This is a genomic window from Sulfuriroseicoccus oceanibius, assembly GCF_010681825.2.
Classification (GTDB): Bacteria; Verrucomicrobiota; Verrucomicrobiia; order Verrucomicrobiales; family SLCJ01; genus Sulfuriroseicoccus; species Sulfuriroseicoccus oceanibius.
The window spans coordinates 3272935-3288820 of record NZ_CP066776.1 but is presented as its reverse complement, the minus strand read 5'-3'; the positions used below and the strand labels follow the sequence as shown (position 1 = coordinate 3288820).

At 57.1% G+C, this 15886-nt stretch carries 16 protein-coding genes and 1 tRNA gene; 16 read left to right on the top strand and 1 reads right to left on the bottom strand.

The window, feature by feature from the left end:
* Positions 1 to 3: 3 nt before the first annotated feature.
* The 14 genes from G3M56_RS13315 (at position 4) to G3M56_RS13250 (ending at position 13406) form a co-directional block, all read left to right on the top strand.
* Complete coding sequence (locus G3M56_RS13315; protein WP_235203459.1) at positions 4 to 471, top strand: molybdenum cofactor biosynthesis protein MoaE; 468 nt, start codon at positions 4 to 6, stop codon at positions 469 to 471.
* Between the two features lie 126 nt (positions 472 to 597).
* Complete coding sequence (locus G3M56_RS13310) at positions 598 to 1230, top strand: RNA polymerase sigma factor (RefSeq protein ID WP_164364643.1); 633 nt, start codon at positions 598 to 600, stop codon at positions 1228 to 1230.
* A gap of 1 nt (position 1231) precedes the next feature.
* Positions 1232 to 2221 carry a hypothetical protein gene (locus tag G3M56_RS13305; protein WP_164364642.1) on the top strand — a complete coding sequence of 330 codons (990 nt, stop codon included), beginning with the start codon at positions 1232 to 1234 and terminating at the stop codon, positions 2219 to 2221.
* A gap of 74 nt (positions 2222 to 2295) precedes the next feature.
* Positions 2296 to 2685 carry a fluoride efflux transporter CrcB gene (gene crcB, locus G3M56_RS13300; protein WP_164364641.1) on the top strand — a complete coding sequence of 130 codons (390 nt, stop codon included), beginning with the start codon at positions 2296 to 2298 and terminating at the stop codon, positions 2683 to 2685.
* Positions 2686 to 2806: 121 nt separating this feature from the next.
* Positions 2807 to 6199: a hypothetical protein gene (locus tag G3M56_RS13295; RefSeq protein ID WP_164364638.1), complete on the top strand. Its 3393-nt coding sequence runs from the start codon at positions 2807 to 2809 to the stop codon at positions 6197 to 6199.
* Positions 6200 to 6348: 149 nt separating this feature from the next.
* Positions 6349 to 7503 carry a tyrosine-type recombinase/integrase gene (locus G3M56_RS13290; RefSeq protein ID WP_164364635.1) on the top strand — a complete coding sequence of 385 codons (1155 nt, stop codon included), beginning with the start codon at positions 6349 to 6351 and terminating at the stop codon, positions 7501 to 7503.
* Positions 7504 to 7542: 39 nt separating this feature from the next.
* Entirely contained in the window at positions 7543 to 7746 is a 204-nt protein-coding gene (locus G3M56_RS13285; RefSeq protein ID WP_164364633.1) for a hypothetical protein, read from the top strand.
* A gap of 22 nt (positions 7747 to 7768) precedes the next feature.
* Positions 7769 to 8458 (top strand): hypothetical protein, encoded by a 690-nt coding sequence (locus G3M56_RS13280; RefSeq protein ID WP_164364631.1) that lies wholly within the window; start codon positions 7769 to 7771, stop codon positions 8456 to 8458.
* Between the two features lie 200 nt (positions 8459 to 8658).
* A complete protein-coding gene (locus G3M56_RS13275) occupies positions 8659 to 8886 on the top strand; it encodes a helix-turn-helix domain-containing protein (RefSeq protein ID WP_164364629.1) in 228 nt (75 codons plus the stop codon).
* 158 nt (positions 8887 to 9044) lie between these two features.
* A complete protein-coding gene (locus G3M56_RS13270; RefSeq protein ID WP_164364627.1) occupies positions 9045 to 10112 on the top strand; it encodes an AAA family ATPase in 1068 nt (355 codons plus the stop codon).
* Between the two features lie 149 nt (positions 10113 to 10261).
* Complete coding sequence (locus G3M56_RS13265) at positions 10262 to 11248, top strand: hypothetical protein (RefSeq protein ID WP_164364625.1); 987 nt, start codon at positions 10262 to 10264, stop codon at positions 11246 to 11248.
* A gap of 245 nt (positions 11249 to 11493) precedes the next feature.
* Positions 11494 to 11823 carry a hypothetical protein gene (locus tag G3M56_RS13260; RefSeq protein ID WP_164364623.1) on the top strand — a complete coding sequence of 110 codons (330 nt, stop codon included), beginning with the start codon at positions 11494 to 11496 and terminating at the stop codon, positions 11821 to 11823.
* 150 nt (positions 11824 to 11973) lie between these two features.
* Entirely contained in the window at positions 11974 to 12495 is a 522-nt protein-coding gene (locus tag G3M56_RS13255; protein ID WP_164364621.1) for a hypothetical protein, read from the top strand.
* Between the two features lie 356 nt (positions 12496 to 12851).
* Positions 12852 to 13406 carry a hypothetical protein gene (locus G3M56_RS13250; RefSeq protein WP_164364619.1) on the top strand — a complete coding sequence of 185 codons (555 nt, stop codon included), beginning with the start codon at positions 12852 to 12854 and terminating at the stop codon, positions 13404 to 13406.
* A 132-nt stretch (positions 13407 to 13538) separates the two neighbouring features.
* Here G3M56_RS13250 and G3M56_RS13245 read toward each other — a convergent pair whose 3' ends face one another.
* Complete coding sequence (locus G3M56_RS13245; protein WP_164364617.1) at positions 13539 to 14087, bottom strand: hypothetical protein; 549 nt, start codon at positions 14085 to 14087, stop codon at positions 13539 to 13541.
* 297 nt (positions 14088 to 14384) lie between these two features.
* Here G3M56_RS13245 and G3M56_RS13240 point away from each other — a divergent pair.
* Positions 14385 to 14474: transfer RNA gene (locus tag G3M56_RS13240), tRNA-Ser, on the top strand.
* Positions 14475 to 14982: 508 nt separating this feature from the next.
* On the top strand, positions 14983 to 15720 hold the full coding sequence (locus G3M56_RS13235) for a hypothetical protein (protein ID WP_164364615.1): 738 nt from the start codon (positions 14983 to 14985) through the stop codon (positions 15718 to 15720).
* Positions 15721 to 15886: the final 166 nt, after the last annotated feature.

The window sequence follows — 15886 nt, the reverse complement described above, 5'->3', positions numbered from 1 at the left end:
CAGATGTTTGAAATCACGAACCAACCTATTGACAGCGACGGACTGAAGCTCGCGGTAGCCGAGCCGGACTGCGGTGGCTTTGTTTCGTTTGAGGGGTGGGTGCGTGACCATCATCAGGGACGCGACGTGGTGGGCTTGTGTTATTCGGCTTACGACGCGCTGGCAAAAAAGGAGGGCGCTGCCGTGATTGCCGAGGCCGAGGCAAAATGGCCGGGCGTGCGCGTGCGCTGTTGTCATCGGGTCGGCCGATTGGAGATCGGGGACATGGCGGTGTGCGTGGCGGTTGCTTCGGCCCATCGAGATGCTGCTTTTGCCGCTTGTCGTTATGTGATCGACGAAGTGAAAGCGCGCGTGCCGATCTGGAAGGAAGAGTTTTATGCAGACGGCAGCGACGCCTGGGTCGGATGCGAAGGATGTGGCAAGACGCGGAATGAAGGGGATAAAGACGGTGGGGCACCGCATGCGCATTGATTCGCATCGCGCCCGAGCAAGAATGACGTATGTTGCTCGTGTGCCGAAGGATGGAGAATTTTCATCACGGTGAAATTCTTTGGAATAGCGCAGCCGCTTCAGCCATCTCCCTCACTTCCAATCATCATGGGCCGAGCATCTTCATCCAAGTCATCAGCTGAGACTACCTCCAGTGGAGTCGATCCTGCGTTGTTTCATTCGCTGGTGAACCAATACTACGAGGATCTCTTCCGCTTTGCATTGAGCTTGGCGAAGTCGCAGTCCGACGCTTCGGATCTTACCCAGGAGACCTTTCTGGTGTTTGCATCCAAGGGGAACCAACTGCGCGACCCGGCGAAAGCGAAGTCGTGGTTGTTTACCACCTTGTACCACGAGTTTCTGCGCCGCCGCCGGAAGGACCAACGGCTGGTTTTTACCGAGGAGTCCGAGCCCTTTGACGGAGATGGAGGTGAGCGCACGCCGTCTCAGGATGTCGACTCGCGGATGGTGGTGGACGCATTGGCAACACTGGACGAATCGCACCGCGCTCCGCTGACTTTATTTTACTTGCAGGGCTATGCGTATCGTGAAATCGCGGAGATTCTGGAGTTGCCTATCGGCACGGTGATGAGCCGCTTGTCGCGGGCCAAAGCCGCGCTGCGCAAGGCTCTCGCCAATCCTAAACTTGGCGAACAAATGGCAGCCCAGCGCGAACAACAATCCGGCGGAGCCGTGGTGCCAATGCCAAAACCGCGCAAGCGCTCGGGAGGAGGACATTAACATGCCGGATCAAAATGGGAATAAACCCGAGGGGATCGTGGATCTCATCGAAGCAATCAGTAGCGAGCAAATGAACAACGAGGATCTTAAGACGATTTTGGGTGCGGCACGTCCGAACGGGATGGACCGGGAAGACCCGCTGATCGGTGAAGCCTTGCGTCATCTCGACAAGGATCCAACGCTGCGTGATTGGTTCATTGAAGAACAGAAGTTCGATGCCCAGGTTTCGGCCGCGCTCTCCGAAGTGCGCGCACCCGCCGGTCTTAAGGATCGCATTCTTTCCATGGCCGATGTTCAGCGTCGTGCCGAGGCGTCTGGCGGAGACGCGGAAGTTGTTGAGCTTCCGGTCAGCCGCAGTGGTCGTTCGTGGTGGCAAATGGCCGCGGCTGCTGTGCTTCTGGTCGCTGGTACCTTCGCGGTCACCGAGATGCTTCATGACGATGCACCGCCGCAGGTTGCGGACAATCCGTCCCAGCCGGTGGTGACGCCGCTTGCTGGTGGAGCGAATGCCGTGTTTGCGAACTGGCAATCGGATGCTATCGACGAAGTGGAAGGGATGATCGCCCGCAATGTGAGGCCGCAAGCGGTTCCAGCCGGGCTCCAGCCTGCGGACCTGCTCAAGCAGGAGTTGATCTCCATTCACCGCAGCGAGGCCACGGCGGAGGAAACGATCCAAGCGCTGCAGTCACGATTGGCGGAGAGCCAGTTGGTGGTTTGCCAGACAATCGATTCCCCTGAAGTCGGGCGCTACGCTTTGATCTGCTTCCGCATCGACGGTGTGTTAATGCACTTGGCGGTTTTCGACCGTCAGAAAGTCGTGATGCCGAAGTGCCAGCGTGAAGCGGTTCAGGTGCGCTGCGATGACCGTTGGCAAACCGTGGCGTGGAACGCAGGCGGCCGTACCGTCATGTTGTTTGCGCTTTCATCGGACGTGCCGTCGGCTGACGCAATGCTGCGCACGTTCTCGGCTGGCGAAGTTGCAGCGCTGTGACAGCGGCACGATTGCCGGAGCGGGCTTGACCTGATCGGCGCGTGACGTTTTAGTGCGGCTTCTAATTCTTTGTTATGGGAGCTGTGTTTTGGATTGCCGTCGGCGGGGCGCTGGGAAGTGTGTCTCGTTATGGCCTGTCGATGTTGGTCGACCAGCGGATCAAAGCCGAGTTCCCGTGGGGGACGATGGTGTGCAATGTGCTGGGCAGCTTCCTCATTGGGTTTCTCGCCCACTTATTGATTGTCGACCGTCACGGGTGGCTCCCAGTTCCGGTGCGGCAGGGAATCCTCGTCGGTGTGCTTGGAGGCTTCACGACCTTTTCCTCGTTCAGCCTGCAGACATTGGCGTTGATCCGGGAGGACGGCTGGCCCGCCGCGCTGCTTAACATTGGCGTGTCCTTGGTTCTGTGCTTGCTCTCCGTCTGGGCCGGCGCCACTGCTGGCGGGGCGCTGCTGAAGGACTAACCGTTGGTTCGTCGAGGGATCCGCTTTTGTGCGGATTTTCGGGGGGATGAAGATCGACAGAGGGCAGGTGATGTGGATGCTGGATGGCTCGTCTTCCTGTTAGTCCTGTTCTTTCGTCCCTATGATCCGTGTTCTCACTTTGTTGGCGCTCGTCAGCGCACCCGCTTTTGCTGAAACCTATTGTTTGAAGTTACGTGACCTCGATTTCGGAGAGGATCAGGAGAAGGCTAACGATGTGCTGGGGGACTGGGATGATTGGCAGTCGGCGGTGCTGCGCGTTCCTGAAGAGGTGGAAGCGTATCTTGGGCGTGGTGAGTTGAGTGAGGTCGCAGCGGTGCGCGCCCAAAGTGCGCCAGTTCCTCCAACGGGTAACGTCCGGCGGGATCGGATGCGTTGGAGCTCCATTCCCTTTAGCGACTATGATGTCGCGATCAGAGCGGACGACGGGGAGTCTGTGTCCGGCGTGGTGGATCTGGTGCGAGCATCGGATGCCTCGGTTGTCAGTTGTCGGTTTACCTTCGATCCGGCGCAACATGACCCGGTTGAGGAAGTTCGCTTTGCCGAGGTGAAACGCGACAGCTATTGGACGGTGACCCAACAAACTCCCGTTGGAAGGCAGTGGTTTCTCCATCTCGCGGACAAAGACCGAGCCCCCATCAGAGGCAGTCGTTTCGGGCAAGGAGACACGATCCGTTTCTTCACCGGCGTTCAGGCGGTCTCGGATAACCTGGCATTGGATCGAGAGCTCCTGCTCGGGCGCCGGACGTGGGGGGGAAGTGCTAACTCTCGCGGTAGTGTCGATATCCCTTTGAGCGCGTTGGAGGGTGTCACGGTTGAGGCCATCGACTGGTCTGGAATGCGGGGTGAAGGCGAGGTCTCCGTCGATCCGCTCGCGCATTACGTGCCGGAGGACCAGCACATCGTGGTGTTTCCATCGTTGGATCAATTGGTCACTACCATGCGGGTGATTGAGAAGGAAGGGGCAGCCCTGGTCGAGACGGCTTCCGTGCGCCCGCATTACCGTGATTTGCCCGGACGTTACATGGCTCAGATGGGCGTGCGTTTCCCCGGCGCATTGGCCAAAATGTTGCCGGTTGAGAGCGTGGCAATCACCGGAGGTGATCCGTATTTCCCGTTGGGCTCGGATGTTGCGGTGTTGTTTGAGTCGAACGATCCCGGTGAGTTGTTCCAGCTGCTGAAGCGGACGATTGCGGTGCAGGCGAAGTTGGCGGGAGCTGATGAGCTTGAGCCTTTGGGGCAGGAGGGCGGCGACTACGCTGGCTATGCCGATCCGTTGCGCACATTTTCCAGTCACTTGATGCGAGTGGGGGATCTGGTCGTGGTGGCGAATTCGCGCGTTCAGATCGAGCGCGTGTTAGAAGTGCATCGTGGAAACGTGCCGGGCTTGGCGGGTTCTGACGAGTACAAGGTATTCCGCAACCGCTACCCATTGGCCGAGATGAAGACGGGCTACGCGTTTCTGTCGGATGCTTGTATCCGCCGCTGGTGTGGTCCTCGTGTGCGGATTGGTGCGTCGCGTCGGATCCGGGCTGCTGTGGCGCTGAAGCAATTGGCAGCGCAGCAGCTAACGGATGGAAAATTGAGCGATGACTATGCGCCCCTGCTTGGCGAGATTGCATGGAATGATGGGCGGGTGGTCAGCGGGAATTTCGGGTCGTTGGGGTTTGTGCGCCCAATCTCTGAGATGGAAATGGACACCGTGACGGGGGTGGAAGCGGATGCCTATGCGGATTGGAAAAGCGGCTATGAGCGCGGGTGGCGAAATGTTTTCGACCCGATCGCGGTGAGCTTCGATTTGGCGGACGATTCGCGGGTTGTGGATTTGTCCGTCCTGCCATTGATCGCCCAAAGCAAGTACGACGACTTTGTGGAAATTACGCGGGGGGCGCGGCTGTCTCAGCGCGCGCGTTCTCCTCACGCGGATGCGGTCATGTTCGCTTCGATGGCGGTCAACACGGAGGGCGGGAGGTTCCGCGAGTTTGATCAGACTCTGATTGATGTGTTGCCTAGCCTTAAGGTGAACCCACTATCCTGGGTCGGTGATTCGGTGACCGTATTCGCAGACAAATCGCCGTTCTGGGAGCTGGTGCGGGCTGGCTATCATCCTAACGGTAATGGTAACGGAGTGGATGATCTGGTGCAGGGGCTCCCGTTGGGTGTGCGGATTGAGAACAAAAGCAGCATGAAATTGGCGATGGTGCTGACCTCGCTGCGGGCATTTGTCGAGTCCTCCGCGCCCGACGCGATTCAATGGGAAACCCGAGAGGCCGAGGATGGCCGTAAATACGTCGTTGTATCCGTGGATGACGGTGCTCAATTCGAGGTTTTCTATGCCGTCACCAAGTCGGCGTTGCTGGTTTCATTCAATGAGGAGCTGCTGCAACGGGCGATGGTGCGTGAGACCTCGGTCGCGGATAATGGGAGCGCCGTCGCTGCTGGTGACGAGGTCACGGACAAGGCGGAGAGCATCTTCCTCGATGGAGATCTTGAGACGATTCTCGGATTGCCAACCGGGCGCAAGACGTCACTGGTTGACGAGGGAGTGCGGCGCCGTGTCAGTTGGAGTGCATTGCCGATTCTGAACGAGTGGCACCAGCGCTTTCCGGAGGAGGACCCGGTGGCAGTGCACGCGCGTTTGTTTGGCGAACCTCTGCATTGTCCCGGTGGCAAGGGGTTCCGTTGGAATGCCGAGGAGATGACCATGGAGTCGGTGGCATATGGATTTCCCGCCAAGCCTCGGTCGGAGGCGGTCCCTGTTGAGGTGCTCGAACGCTTCGATCATATTTCAGCCGGCCTCAGCTTCGATGACGGCGGGTTGCGTGCGGTTGCGAAGCTCTCGGTTCAACCGCGGCCACAAGTCGTTGGTGTGATTGAGCCCGGTGGTGAGCTGTTGGCAACGGCGCAGGATATGCTGGTCACCACGGTCGGAGCCCGCTGGGAGTATCAGGAGACTGCTCCCTTCTGGGGAGGGACTCGCAACCAGACCTCTGTCGTGCAGGAAAATGTGAGATCTGATGCGCCGGGGGAGTTGCTGACTCGCATCACCCGAGAAGGGGAAAGGGAAGGGGTATCCGAAGTCCGGTGGAAGCTGGATGGCGATGCCCGCAGTTTAGGATGGCGCAACGTCGATGGATCCTCGGGGTGGAACTATAGTCCAAACGCTTTGATGATGCCCGCTGAACTCAGGGAAGGGATGCGGGTGATCGAAAAGTATCGGGCGGATGGTGCTGAAGAGGACTCACTTCATTATCAAGAGTTCGAAGTACTCGGACTCGAGCACGTAGAGGTTCCTGCGGGAACCTACCGCTACTGTCTGAAGGTGCGTGCTTCCCATTGGGTCGGCGACGAGCAGGCGGGCAGTCTCTATGCCAAGAGTGTCACGACCTTGTGGTATTTTCCCGGAGTTGGATTGGTGAAGACAGAGGGCGGAGCTGGCAGCGACTATCGTTGGGGAAGAGAACTCACCAAGTTCGAGCCCGGAGAAAAGGAGTGACAATAGGGGCGTGAATTGGCCTGCGGAATTTTCGGCGGGCGGTGGGATTTTGGGCTATAATCTCAGACCCTTATAAAATAAGGCCTCAGCGGTCACTGTACCCAGAAAATCTTGTTTTATCCCGTTAAAGTGGGTACAGATTCGGGGACATGGCCGGATTGAAAAAGCGAGGAAACATTTGGTACGCACGTTGGACGGGTGCGGATGGTAAGCGGATCACCCGCACCACTGGCGAGTCTTCCAAGACGGAAGCGCGGAAGAAGGCAATCGAACTCGAAGCCTTAGACCGGAAGGCGACAGATGGCGACGGGATGAAGCGGGCTTTCGTTGGGATCCTGAAGCGGGGGCTATTCGCAGCGGACGCTGGCAAGCTAACGCTGCCCGTTCTGGAGTCGTTGCTGGCAGAGGCCTATGCCGTCGCCAACCCTGACGACAACCAGGTCACATTGCGCGAACACTGGGAGGCATGGCACGACGCACAAGCGAAGCGATGGAATGGAGGCACGATTTCAGCGAGTAACGGCAACCGTTTCCGGATGCTGGCCGCACTTGGCGACAAGGTGGCAGATGCGCATATCGGCAAACTTACCGAGGCGCATATTTCCGCAGCGCTGGACAAGATGCTGGATGACGGCAAAAAGCGAGGATCAATCAATCAAAGTTTGTCGGAGCTCCGCCGCGTGATGACGGACGCGCACGCACGCGGCATCTGTAGCCGCAACCCTGCCAAGCTGGTTAAATCGTTGCCAATGACCGACAAGTCGATCAAGGGGGCGTTCACCCGTGACGAGATCGAGCGGATTCTTGCGCTGGCTGATGACGAGATGCGCGGGATTGTGCTTTTCGCGACGTACACCGGACTACGCTTGGCGGATGTGATCGCACTTCATTCTGACATGATCGACGGCGAAGGCGTTCTAATCGTGACGCCGAAGAAGACGCGCCGGTTTGGTAAGACGGTAGCGATTCCATTGGCCGCGCCGGTCAAAGCGTGGGTTGCCGATAAGGCAGGGGAGTTATTCCCCGAAGCGGGATCCAAAAAGCCCGAGCAGACATCACGCAACTTCAATAGCCTGATGAAACAAGCGGGCGTTCCCAGAGAGATCACACTGCCCAACCGCGCCACGGCAAAGCGGACATTCCACAGCTTGAGGGTTACGTTTGTTTCATGGCTCGCCGCTGGTGGAGTTGCCGCAGAAGGCCGGATGCAGCTTGCCGGTCATTCATCGGAAGCGATTCACCAACTTTATAACCGCACCGAACTTGAACAGCTCAAACAAGCCATCGCCACCCTCGAAATCTAATCCTTTCCCAAACCCTACCAACCAAACCACCAACGAGATATGAACCAACCAACCGAAGACCAGATTGCCCGAGTCGCCAAGTATACCGGAGTCGAGGCCGACACACTCCGCCGGATCACAACCGAGATCGACAACGACACAGCCGCCAACCTGGCCGCACGCGCGAAAGCCGCCGGACGCGCAGCTGGCGAGCAACTGAAGGCCGAAGCGCTGGAACACGCCGCCGCCATCGCTGGCAAGTAAACGTGAATCAATTCTTGGCTTTATGGATAAGCGGCAATCAGGCATCCCCTCAGAAATTGAAAGCGAGAAACGGCCTTACCTCGAAGGGCATCCCAGCCACGGGGTGCTTGGCTTTCACAGTGTCGATCAACTCCCCGATCAGTTCCAACTGGCGCAACTCGAAGCCAGTCTATACGGCAAGTTTAAGGAAGATTTTCTACGGACGACTATAGCGTTGAAAATCTGGCGGGATGCAGGCAGCACCTTGGAACGGATGCGTGACGCGATACAAAGCAATGAGGCCGAGCTTCGCGAAGAGCGTGAGCGCAACAAGAGAGTAATGGATGCGTGCAGGGTGTCGTCGGGGAATGGTAGGCCTGCAAACTTACCCTCGTTTGAGGGATGGGATTCTAAAGACGTGCACGAAGTTGATGGTGTGCCTTATGTCACGTTTGACGCCTTCACGAAGGCCGCGTTCGGACTGGCAGACCTGGATGCGCGTGAGCCTTGGGTGAAGGGGTGGTTGTGGCACTATACAGAGGAATGTTTCAGATGGACGGGGGCACTGGATCTACGCCCTGTAACCTTGGAGGAAGTGACGCAGCGCTATGAATCAATGCGGCAAGATGGTCTGAGGTTAGATGACGCGGACGTCATGCTGCCAAAGGCGCGATTGTGGCGAATCGAGGCCACGGGCAAGCCCGATCTGGAAGAAATATCGGAGAAAAATTAAGTCGCCCCTTTCAGCGCGAAAAGCTGCCGAAAGTCGCCCTTGTGGTTCCGAAAGGTTCCGCTTGGGCGTTTTTTTGCCCGAAAGGTTCCCCTATTTCGCCCTTTATTGCCCAAAACTACCCACTATTGCCCGTTGTAACTCGTTGGTGTTGTGTCGCTTACGCCTTGACGGTTTAATCATTTCGCCGTTTATCTGGAAGCATGAGTAAACCAACACACATCAAGCCGAAATGGTTCGACCTGACTACCGCCGCCGCTTATTCGGGGCTGAGCCGATCCACGATCAAAGCAGCGGTTGCCGCCGGTAAAGTTGAGATCACGAAGATTGCCGCAGCGGGGGACAAGCAGGTTGGCAAGATCCTTGTTCTAGTCGAATCGCTAGACGCATGGCTGGACGCTGCCCGCGTACCGGCAGAGGGAGGGAAGTAGCAGCCGCCCGCACCAACGGAAAACCACCCAAGCACAAAAAAAGCCCGCTGCCCCCGGGGTTGCGTTCGCAAGGGCAACGAGCCTAGAAAGAAGTTTTGAGACGCTTCGACTCTAGGCAGATGCGACCCGAGAGACAAGGGCAAAAAACATTGCCTTCTATGAAGAAGTACGACTATCAAACCGTCGCGCAGCTAGAGCCGAAAAGCCCAACCGTCGCCGCACTCGCAGAGGGTGCTGGGAATCACCCGGAACGGGAGAGAACTAAGTCGCCGGAGCTATTCGACCGAGTGCTCCGCTCACTCGATCGCGCTGTCGTTTCAGCCGATACCTTTAGAGGCCTAGCAATCCCGGAACGCCCGGTAATGCTTTCCCCGTTCTACAAGAGAGGCGACTACGGGATCATCTACGCGCCAAGGGGAGCCGGTAAGAGCTGGCTGTCGCTATTGATCGGCAAGGCGCTTTCTGAAGGCACTATGATCGGTAGCCATTGGCAGGCGCAGCAACGGCACAAGGTTCTCTATCTCGACAGTGAGATGAACATTCACGACCTAGTGAAGACCCGATGCGACTCGCTCCGCATAGACAGCGACTACTTCAGCTTGTTGAGCCATGAACGGCTTTTCAGTGAATCGGGCGACGAGTTGACCCTGAACCTAGCCGATGATGCCTATCAAGCAGCCATTGCCGCCTATTGCCGAGAGCAGGGAATTAGCACCCTGATTCTCGACAACCTCTCCACCGCATTTCACGGACTCCAGGAAGACAAGGCGGATTCATGGGAGCAGGTTAGTCCGTGGATTCTCGACATGCGACGCCGGGGGATTGCCGTGATTCTGGTATGCCATGCCGGGCGCAATGGGAACATTCGCGGCACAAGCAAACGGGAAGACGCTGCACATTGGATCATCTCGCTAGAGGAAGCCAACGAGGACGACAGCGCCGCCCTTCAATTCAAGACGAGGTTCACCAAGTGCAGGAACGTTTCGCCTTCAGAGGTTCCGCCGCTTCTCTGGACTCTGATTGAAACGCCCGACGGCATCGAATCCACCACTGCCACAATCGACTTCTACGATCAGTTTATCGACTTGGTTTTGGGTGGTTACACATCGGCATCCGAAATCGCAACCGACCTAGGAAAGACCAAAGGGTGCATCTCCAAATGGGCGAAAAAGGCGCAGGCGGACAAGAAGATCAGAATCGACAACGGGCGCTATCTCCCCGCTTAACCCCCATCCGTTTCCAGTTTCCTCCCCTAAGGCGGGGAAACGGGAAACGAGTGGAAACGAAATTGGAAACCACTGGAAACAGACACCCCGCGCCCCTTGTAAAACCGGACGTTTCCAAGAAACGGACACGGAAACCACCCATTGAAATCATGGAAACAGCCCCCCATATCTTCCCCGAGACATGCGCCCTTGATCCCGCTCGACTTGTGGCGCTTCGCCCCGTAGCTGGACAGCACGAAGCGCAATGCCCCGCGTGCCACGCTGAAGGCCGCGACACCGCGCAGGATAATCTAGTGATCTTCGAAAGCGGCATCTACCATTGCAGAGCGTCTTGCGATACCAAGACCATCTACGCTCTAGCCGGTAGGGAATCGGACTGGAAGCCCGACCCTGACGAGAAACGCCGCTGGCAGAGGGAACAAGAGCAGCGACAACGACAGGAGGCCGAGCAGAAAGCACGCGCCAAGGCCGCGCAGGAATACCGCAGGCCGCTCATTGATCGCCACCGATGGACAAGCGAGGAAATCCTGGCAGATAGCCCCGTGAGGCTCGACCGGCCAATGCTGAAGAAGTTCCCCGACCGCGCAATGCTTTCCGCGTTATTCCCGCCGGATGCGTTGCTGTGGACTGGAGAAGTTCACGAATCAGGAACCGCGCACGCCGCCCGATGGCAGAAGACCACCGGCCACCATTCAACCGCGCATCGTTGCGGATCCATGACCACCCCGGCAACGTGGAAGGAAGGCACAACAAGCCGCACGCGGGACAACGTAGAAGCTTCGCCCTATATCGTGCTCGACTTCGACGGATTTGACGGAACCGCGCCAACCAACCCCGACGAACTTCGAGCACATCTAGCAGACTCCGCCGCAATCATCCGATGGATGCGCGAAGACCTTCATTGGAGACTGGCCGCGATTGTCTTTACCGGATCGAAGAGCTTGCACGCGTGGTTTCATGCTCCGCCGCCGCAAGCCGTTGCCGATCTTCGCTCAATCGCTCCGCAGCTAGGCATCGACGCCGGGCTAGTCGGTCATCCTGAGCACCCGTGCAGACTACCAGGACATCGGCACGAGAAGACCGGCAACCGATCACAGTTGCTCTGGCTCGACTATGCCGCCGACGTAGCGTTATGATGCGACGGCGAGACAGGCGCGGGACATGACACGAGACGAAATCATAGAGAGATATACCACCGGCAGAATAAGCCGCCGCACAGCCAAAAAGCGGTTGCTTGCTATCGGTGTGAGTGGACGTGATGCGGACTATGAGCTGGAGTCGCTGGCATCCGTAGATGTGGTGATATTGAAGAAGAGTCGCCCGGATCCATGACCCACGCCAAGCGCTGGCATAGAATTACGCGGGCGGATAACTTCGCCGGATGAACAACCAACAACCATACATGGGCATTGAGGCTTATTTCCCGTCGTTTCAGATCGAGGGCATGGAGAAGGTCAAATTCGTGGAGATGCTTTCACCCTCCGCCAAATCGGTAACGATTGCACACGACGCAGACGGCTACCTGATGAAGTCGCCTTTTGGAGTAATGAAGGCCACCGCCGAAGCAGTGGGGACAGCGCTCGCTGAGGTAGGCGTGCATATGGATGTGAATAATCATATTGTCGAGATTCTCCCGCTCGCAAAATGCCGCTGGATCACGGTGTGGCGCGAGGAGAAGCACACCGCGATTGTGACCTACAACTGGGGCTAACAACTGGCCCAAGGGCAGGCAGTGACCTGCTCCCCAGGCTTGCTATTCTCGTTGTGTTGCTGGGGATCAGGTTTGTCCCTCGCGACGTTAGCCGCCACCCCTCGCTCTCATTTCTTGGGGGTGAGGGGTTTTCTCTATCCCCTCCCGATCATGCCACAGCCACCACGCCCAAACGCCAAGCAATCCCATTGGTGCAGACTAGTCGCCGCCGGTCATTCTGACATTGCCGCTTATGAAATCGCCTATGGTGCTAGTAAGGTGGCAGCGACTCGCAACGCCGCGCGGATGCGTAGGATTCCCCACGTTCTAAGCCATCTGGAAGCGTTGAACGCTCAAGCCGACTCAGACGCCGTGATGACGCTGCACGAGCGCAAGAAATGGCTCACACGCGCGATTCTCACGCCCTTGGCGGAGTTAGGCGACGACAGCGACCTGGTAACGGAGATGACCACCGAGACGACGAACGGGGAGACGCAGCGCTGCCGCGTAAAGAAGGTGGATCCATTGCGAGCCATGGCGGAGCTTAACCGGATCGACGGAGCGTATGCCCCTACTCAAATCCACCAACGCACTGAGCACGCTATCGGGGCGCTTGACGATGAACAGGCCGAAGTCTTGCGGGATTACGTGGAGGGCATAAGGGCAGTAGTCCGCGCGAGCGTGGAGGAATGACACGCCGCTGGAATGGGCGCAGTTTCAATTTTCCAACTCGCATTTTTTTACCGAGAGGGGGCGCGACCTGAGGACATGCGCAGGCGCAAGAGATTCCTTGCCCCCAGGGGCGTGAAAAAAAATCGGGTGCGGATCCTTCCGCGACGGTTACATTGCCGCCCGCGCGATGTGCTCAGATGTGCCGCTTTGAGCGATTTTTCCCGAAAAGTGGCTACATTGAGGGGTACAGCCAAATTCAAAATTGCGTAAGTCGCTATAATTGAATCGGTTGTGCTGTCTTGTGTTATTCTGGGCTATAATGCGCGGCCGGCGAGCGGATTGCGTCCGTCGGGCTACCCAAGATTCACGATTCTCCCATGTCCTCGCATTCCTCACCCAATCAAAAGGAAGGTCTTCCGGTCAGCACCTTCGGCTGGATGGTCGGTGGCTTTGTGATCGCCGCGTTGTTGGTCGTCATGGGGGCGATGGCCTACTTCGAGCCCGAGGCGCTGAAGCTAGGCTTGCTGCGTGTGTTCGCCGCGTTCATGTCGCCGTTCCTGCTCGAGTTTTTGTTGTTCATCATTTTCCTGTCGTCGGTGGTCCTGCTCAACTGGTGGCGCCGACGACGCGACGGTTCGGAGTGGGTTTATCTCGAAGAAGACCACAGCGGCGAGGACAGTGGTCAGCCGGCCGGTTTGCACGATGCGGTCTTTGCCGCCCCACCCGAAGATGTGGACGCCGATCAAACCCGCTGGGCGGAAATCGACGGACTGATCGAGATGGGCGCGTTTGATGAGGCGGCTGCTGAAATCGCGGCGATGCCTGAGCACGCGGTGAACTCGGACCGCGGATTGGAATCCCGCATCGCCCTGGCTCAAGCCACAGGTAAGGCCGATCTGGCAGCCAAGCTGCAGGTCCAGCTTGAGAGCTGACATCGCAGGCTCTTCGGGGGCTAGGTCCAGGCACAAAAAAATATCCACCTCTAACCGAAGCCAGAGGCGGATATTGTGTTGAGGATGACAGCGGACTAAAGCCCGCTGCCTCACAAAGAATGATTCAACTGATTAGAAGTTGAAACGGAGACCTGCGTTGAGCGAGGTGAATCCGTCTGCGTCATCCCAGGTGTACTTACCTTCGCAGAAGATGCCGGTGCAGTTAAGTGCTTCCGAGCGCCACTCGAGACCGCCACCTGCGTGACCGGTGAACTCGTTGGTGCTGTTGAACTTGCCGCCAAGACCGCCGAATGCGTATGGAGCGATGCAGAGGCTCTTGACTGGGTAGCGAGCAACCACGCTGAGGGTCACGTCGTGGATTGGCTGGCTGCCGATCCAGCTGCCGGCGACGCGGGAGCCGATGTACTCATTGTAGAAGTATCCGAACGAGATACCGCCACCGTCTTGGTTGTCGAGGTGGTCCGAATCAGCCCATGTGTGGGTGTAGAATGCACCGAACTCAACCTGGCAGCTTGCGTCGAAGCATGCGCAGCCTGTTGGAGCGAGTGGCTCGATTGGCACGACTTTGCCACCTTTTGCTGAAACTGGGGTGCCCATGGAACCAGCCACTGCGGATCCGATTCCCATGCCGACGATTGCGAGAGCTGTGATAGCCTTCATATTATTTTTTATTGTGTAGGATTAATGGTAGATCGGCCCAACTGATTACCAATCGAAGCGTCTCTAAGCTTTGTGCATAACGAATTCGCGTTGGTTAACGCAAGCTAAACTTCAACGAATTTGCCTGATTCTTAGCGAGCTGGCGCGAAATTGCCTCCGAGTTAGGCGAAAAATCACTGCGATTATCGGTTGCGTTGTCAGCTTCTCCGGCTACGGTAGCCGTCTCGCAACCGGAGCCGCTCAGCCACTGTCAGACCGCGACATGAGCATTCCCGCATCGGTTCGAGCTCATCAAATGGATGGATGCCAGAGCGGTCGAATGGGCACGCCTGGAAAGCGTGTGTGCGAGCAATCGTACCGAGGGTTCGAATCCCTCTCCATCCGCCATGAATTTCCTGAAACACCTGCATGCGCTCCGCCGCCTGCAGGTGCTTTTTTGCCCAGGATTCGAACCCTCGGTCTGGAAAGAAAGGTTCGAGCCGGAGCGAAGCGGAGTCAGTAGCCGAGGGACGAGGCAACAATCCCTCTCCATCCGCCATGAATTTTCCTAAGCACCAGCAAGCGCTCTGTCGCCTGCAGGTGTTTTTTTTTTGCTCGTGGTCTCAAGTTGTCGGACAGGGGCGGACGGTTTGGGGTGCGGGTGAGGGTTGAAGCTGGCCACGGAAGGCGCATGGAGCCACGAAACGTGGAGGACGACTGAGGATCGCTAACTCGGGATGTCGTGTTCTGGTTGCTGTGATGGTTCGTGCTAAACCCTTACTTTCGATGGTGGGATATTGCGGGGCAATTGATTGGAATGTGCGACGTAATGGCACAAAACGCTGGGAAATCTGTTTGGTGGTGGGATGGGGCTTGTCGCTGCGAGGTCAGGGGTGCAGGGTGTTGCGCTGATGTTATGAAGGTCTGGTCGTTATTGATGCTTCTGTTTCTTGTTCCGTTCGTTCCCGTGTCCTTGGCGATGGATGAAGATGAGAAGAGGGTGCTTGCTTTCTTCGAGGAATATGGAATGTCGGGATCCGATGTTCCCTATCCTGAAGGGCACCCTTACTGGGAGGAGGCTGTTTTTTATGCAGAACATCCCGATGCCGCGCGTTCCGTGGTGATGTACTTGTTGAAGGGAGAGTACTATGGGGACTATATAAAAATGGCGAGTGCCGTGTGGCGGTTGGCTTTTCTTCCTGGTGATCAGAGTGAGGTGCTTGCGTTTCTTCGCTCCGAGTTGCCTGTGGTGCTTGAAATGCAGGATGATCGTTCTACAAGCGGATTTGCTTGTAGTGGGTTGTCGTTTCTCGGGAGGTTCGGAGATGAGAGCGATTATGGACTCATTGATAGTTTTTCTAATCACCGGGCTGGGCAAGTGCAGTCCCGCGTCATTACAGCCAAAAAGGTGATGTCGGCTCGTTTGAGAGCTCCTAAACAGAGTGCCGCAAATGAGCAGGAGGTTCTTAAGACCCCCGAGTTGGAACCTGCGTCTGAACCCAAGGAGAAATTCGAGCAAGAGCAGATTGCGGCTCGAAGTTCACAATCTATGAACTCGGATTCAGGCGGAAGTATTCGGTGGTTTTGTGTCGGTGGGGTGGCTTTAGTCGGTGTGTTCGTTTTCTTTATGAGATTGCGACGTGGTCAGAGTTGAGGAATGGCGGGCGCGGGGTTTGAATTGGCGAAATGTACGTAATCTGCGGATGTAATTAGAGACAGTGCGAGAGGTGTGGATGTTGGAATCATGGAGGGCTTGGCGGAGAGCTGCTTTGGGATCTTTGGGGCTTTGCGTGAGGAGATTCGTCTTACGGGGGGATTTG

What these genes read in the sequence shown, in the direction of transcription:
- G3M56_RS13315 (WP_235203459.1), top strand. Translation starts at nt 4, where the DNA reads ATGTTTGAAATCACGAACCAACCTATTGACAGCGACGGACTGAAGCTC.
- G3M56_RS13310 (WP_164364643.1), top strand. Translation starts at nt 598, where the DNA reads ATGGGCCGAGCATCTTCATCCAAGTCATCAGCTGAGACTACCTCCAGT.
- G3M56_RS13305 (WP_164364642.1), top strand. Translation starts at nt 1,232, where the DNA reads ATGCCGGATCAAAATGGGAATAAACCCGAGGGGATCGTGGATCTCATC.
- crcB (WP_164364641.1), top strand. Translation starts at nt 2,296, where the DNA reads ATGGGAGCTGTGTTTTGGATTGCCGTCGGCGGGGCGCTGGGAAGTGTG.
- G3M56_RS13295 (WP_164364638.1), top strand. Translation starts at nt 2,807, where the DNA reads ATGATCCGTGTTCTCACTTTGTTGGCGCTCGTCAGCGCACCCGCTTTT.
- G3M56_RS13290 (WP_164364635.1), top strand. Translation starts at nt 6,349, where the DNA reads ATGGCCGGATTGAAAAAGCGAGGAAACATTTGGTACGCACGTTGGACG.
- G3M56_RS13285 (WP_164364633.1), top strand. Translation starts at nt 7,543, where the DNA reads ATGAACCAACCAACCGAAGACCAGATTGCCCGAGTCGCCAAGTATACC.
- G3M56_RS13280 (WP_164364631.1), top strand. Translation starts at nt 7,769, where the DNA reads ATGGATAAGCGGCAATCAGGCATCCCCTCAGAAATTGAAAGCGAGAAA.
- G3M56_RS13275 (WP_164364629.1), top strand. Translation starts at nt 8,659, where the DNA reads ATGAGTAAACCAACACACATCAAGCCGAAATGGTTCGACCTGACTACC.
- G3M56_RS13270 (WP_164364627.1), top strand. Translation starts at nt 9,045, where the DNA reads ATGAAGAAGTACGACTATCAAACCGTCGCGCAGCTAGAGCCGAAAAGC.
- G3M56_RS13265 (WP_164364625.1), top strand. Translation starts at nt 10,262, where the DNA reads ATGGAAACAGCCCCCCATATCTTCCCCGAGACATGCGCCCTTGATCCC.
- G3M56_RS13260 (WP_164364623.1), top strand. Translation starts at nt 11,494, where the DNA reads ATGAACAACCAACAACCATACATGGGCATTGAGGCTTATTTCCCGTCG.
- G3M56_RS13255 (WP_164364621.1), top strand. Translation starts at nt 11,974, where the DNA reads ATGCCACAGCCACCACGCCCAAACGCCAAGCAATCCCATTGGTGCAGA.
- G3M56_RS13250 (WP_164364619.1), top strand. Translation starts at nt 12,852, where the DNA reads ATGTCCTCGCATTCCTCACCCAATCAAAAGGAAGGTCTTCCGGTCAGC.
- G3M56_RS13245 (WP_164364617.1), bottom strand. Translation starts at nt 14,087, where the DNA reads ATGAAGGCTATCACAGCTCTCGCAATCGTCGGCATGGGAATCGGATCC.
- G3M56_RS13235 (WP_164364615.1), top strand. Translation starts at nt 14,983, where the DNA reads ATGAAGGTCTGGTCGTTATTGATGCTTCTGTTTCTTGTTCCGTTCGTT.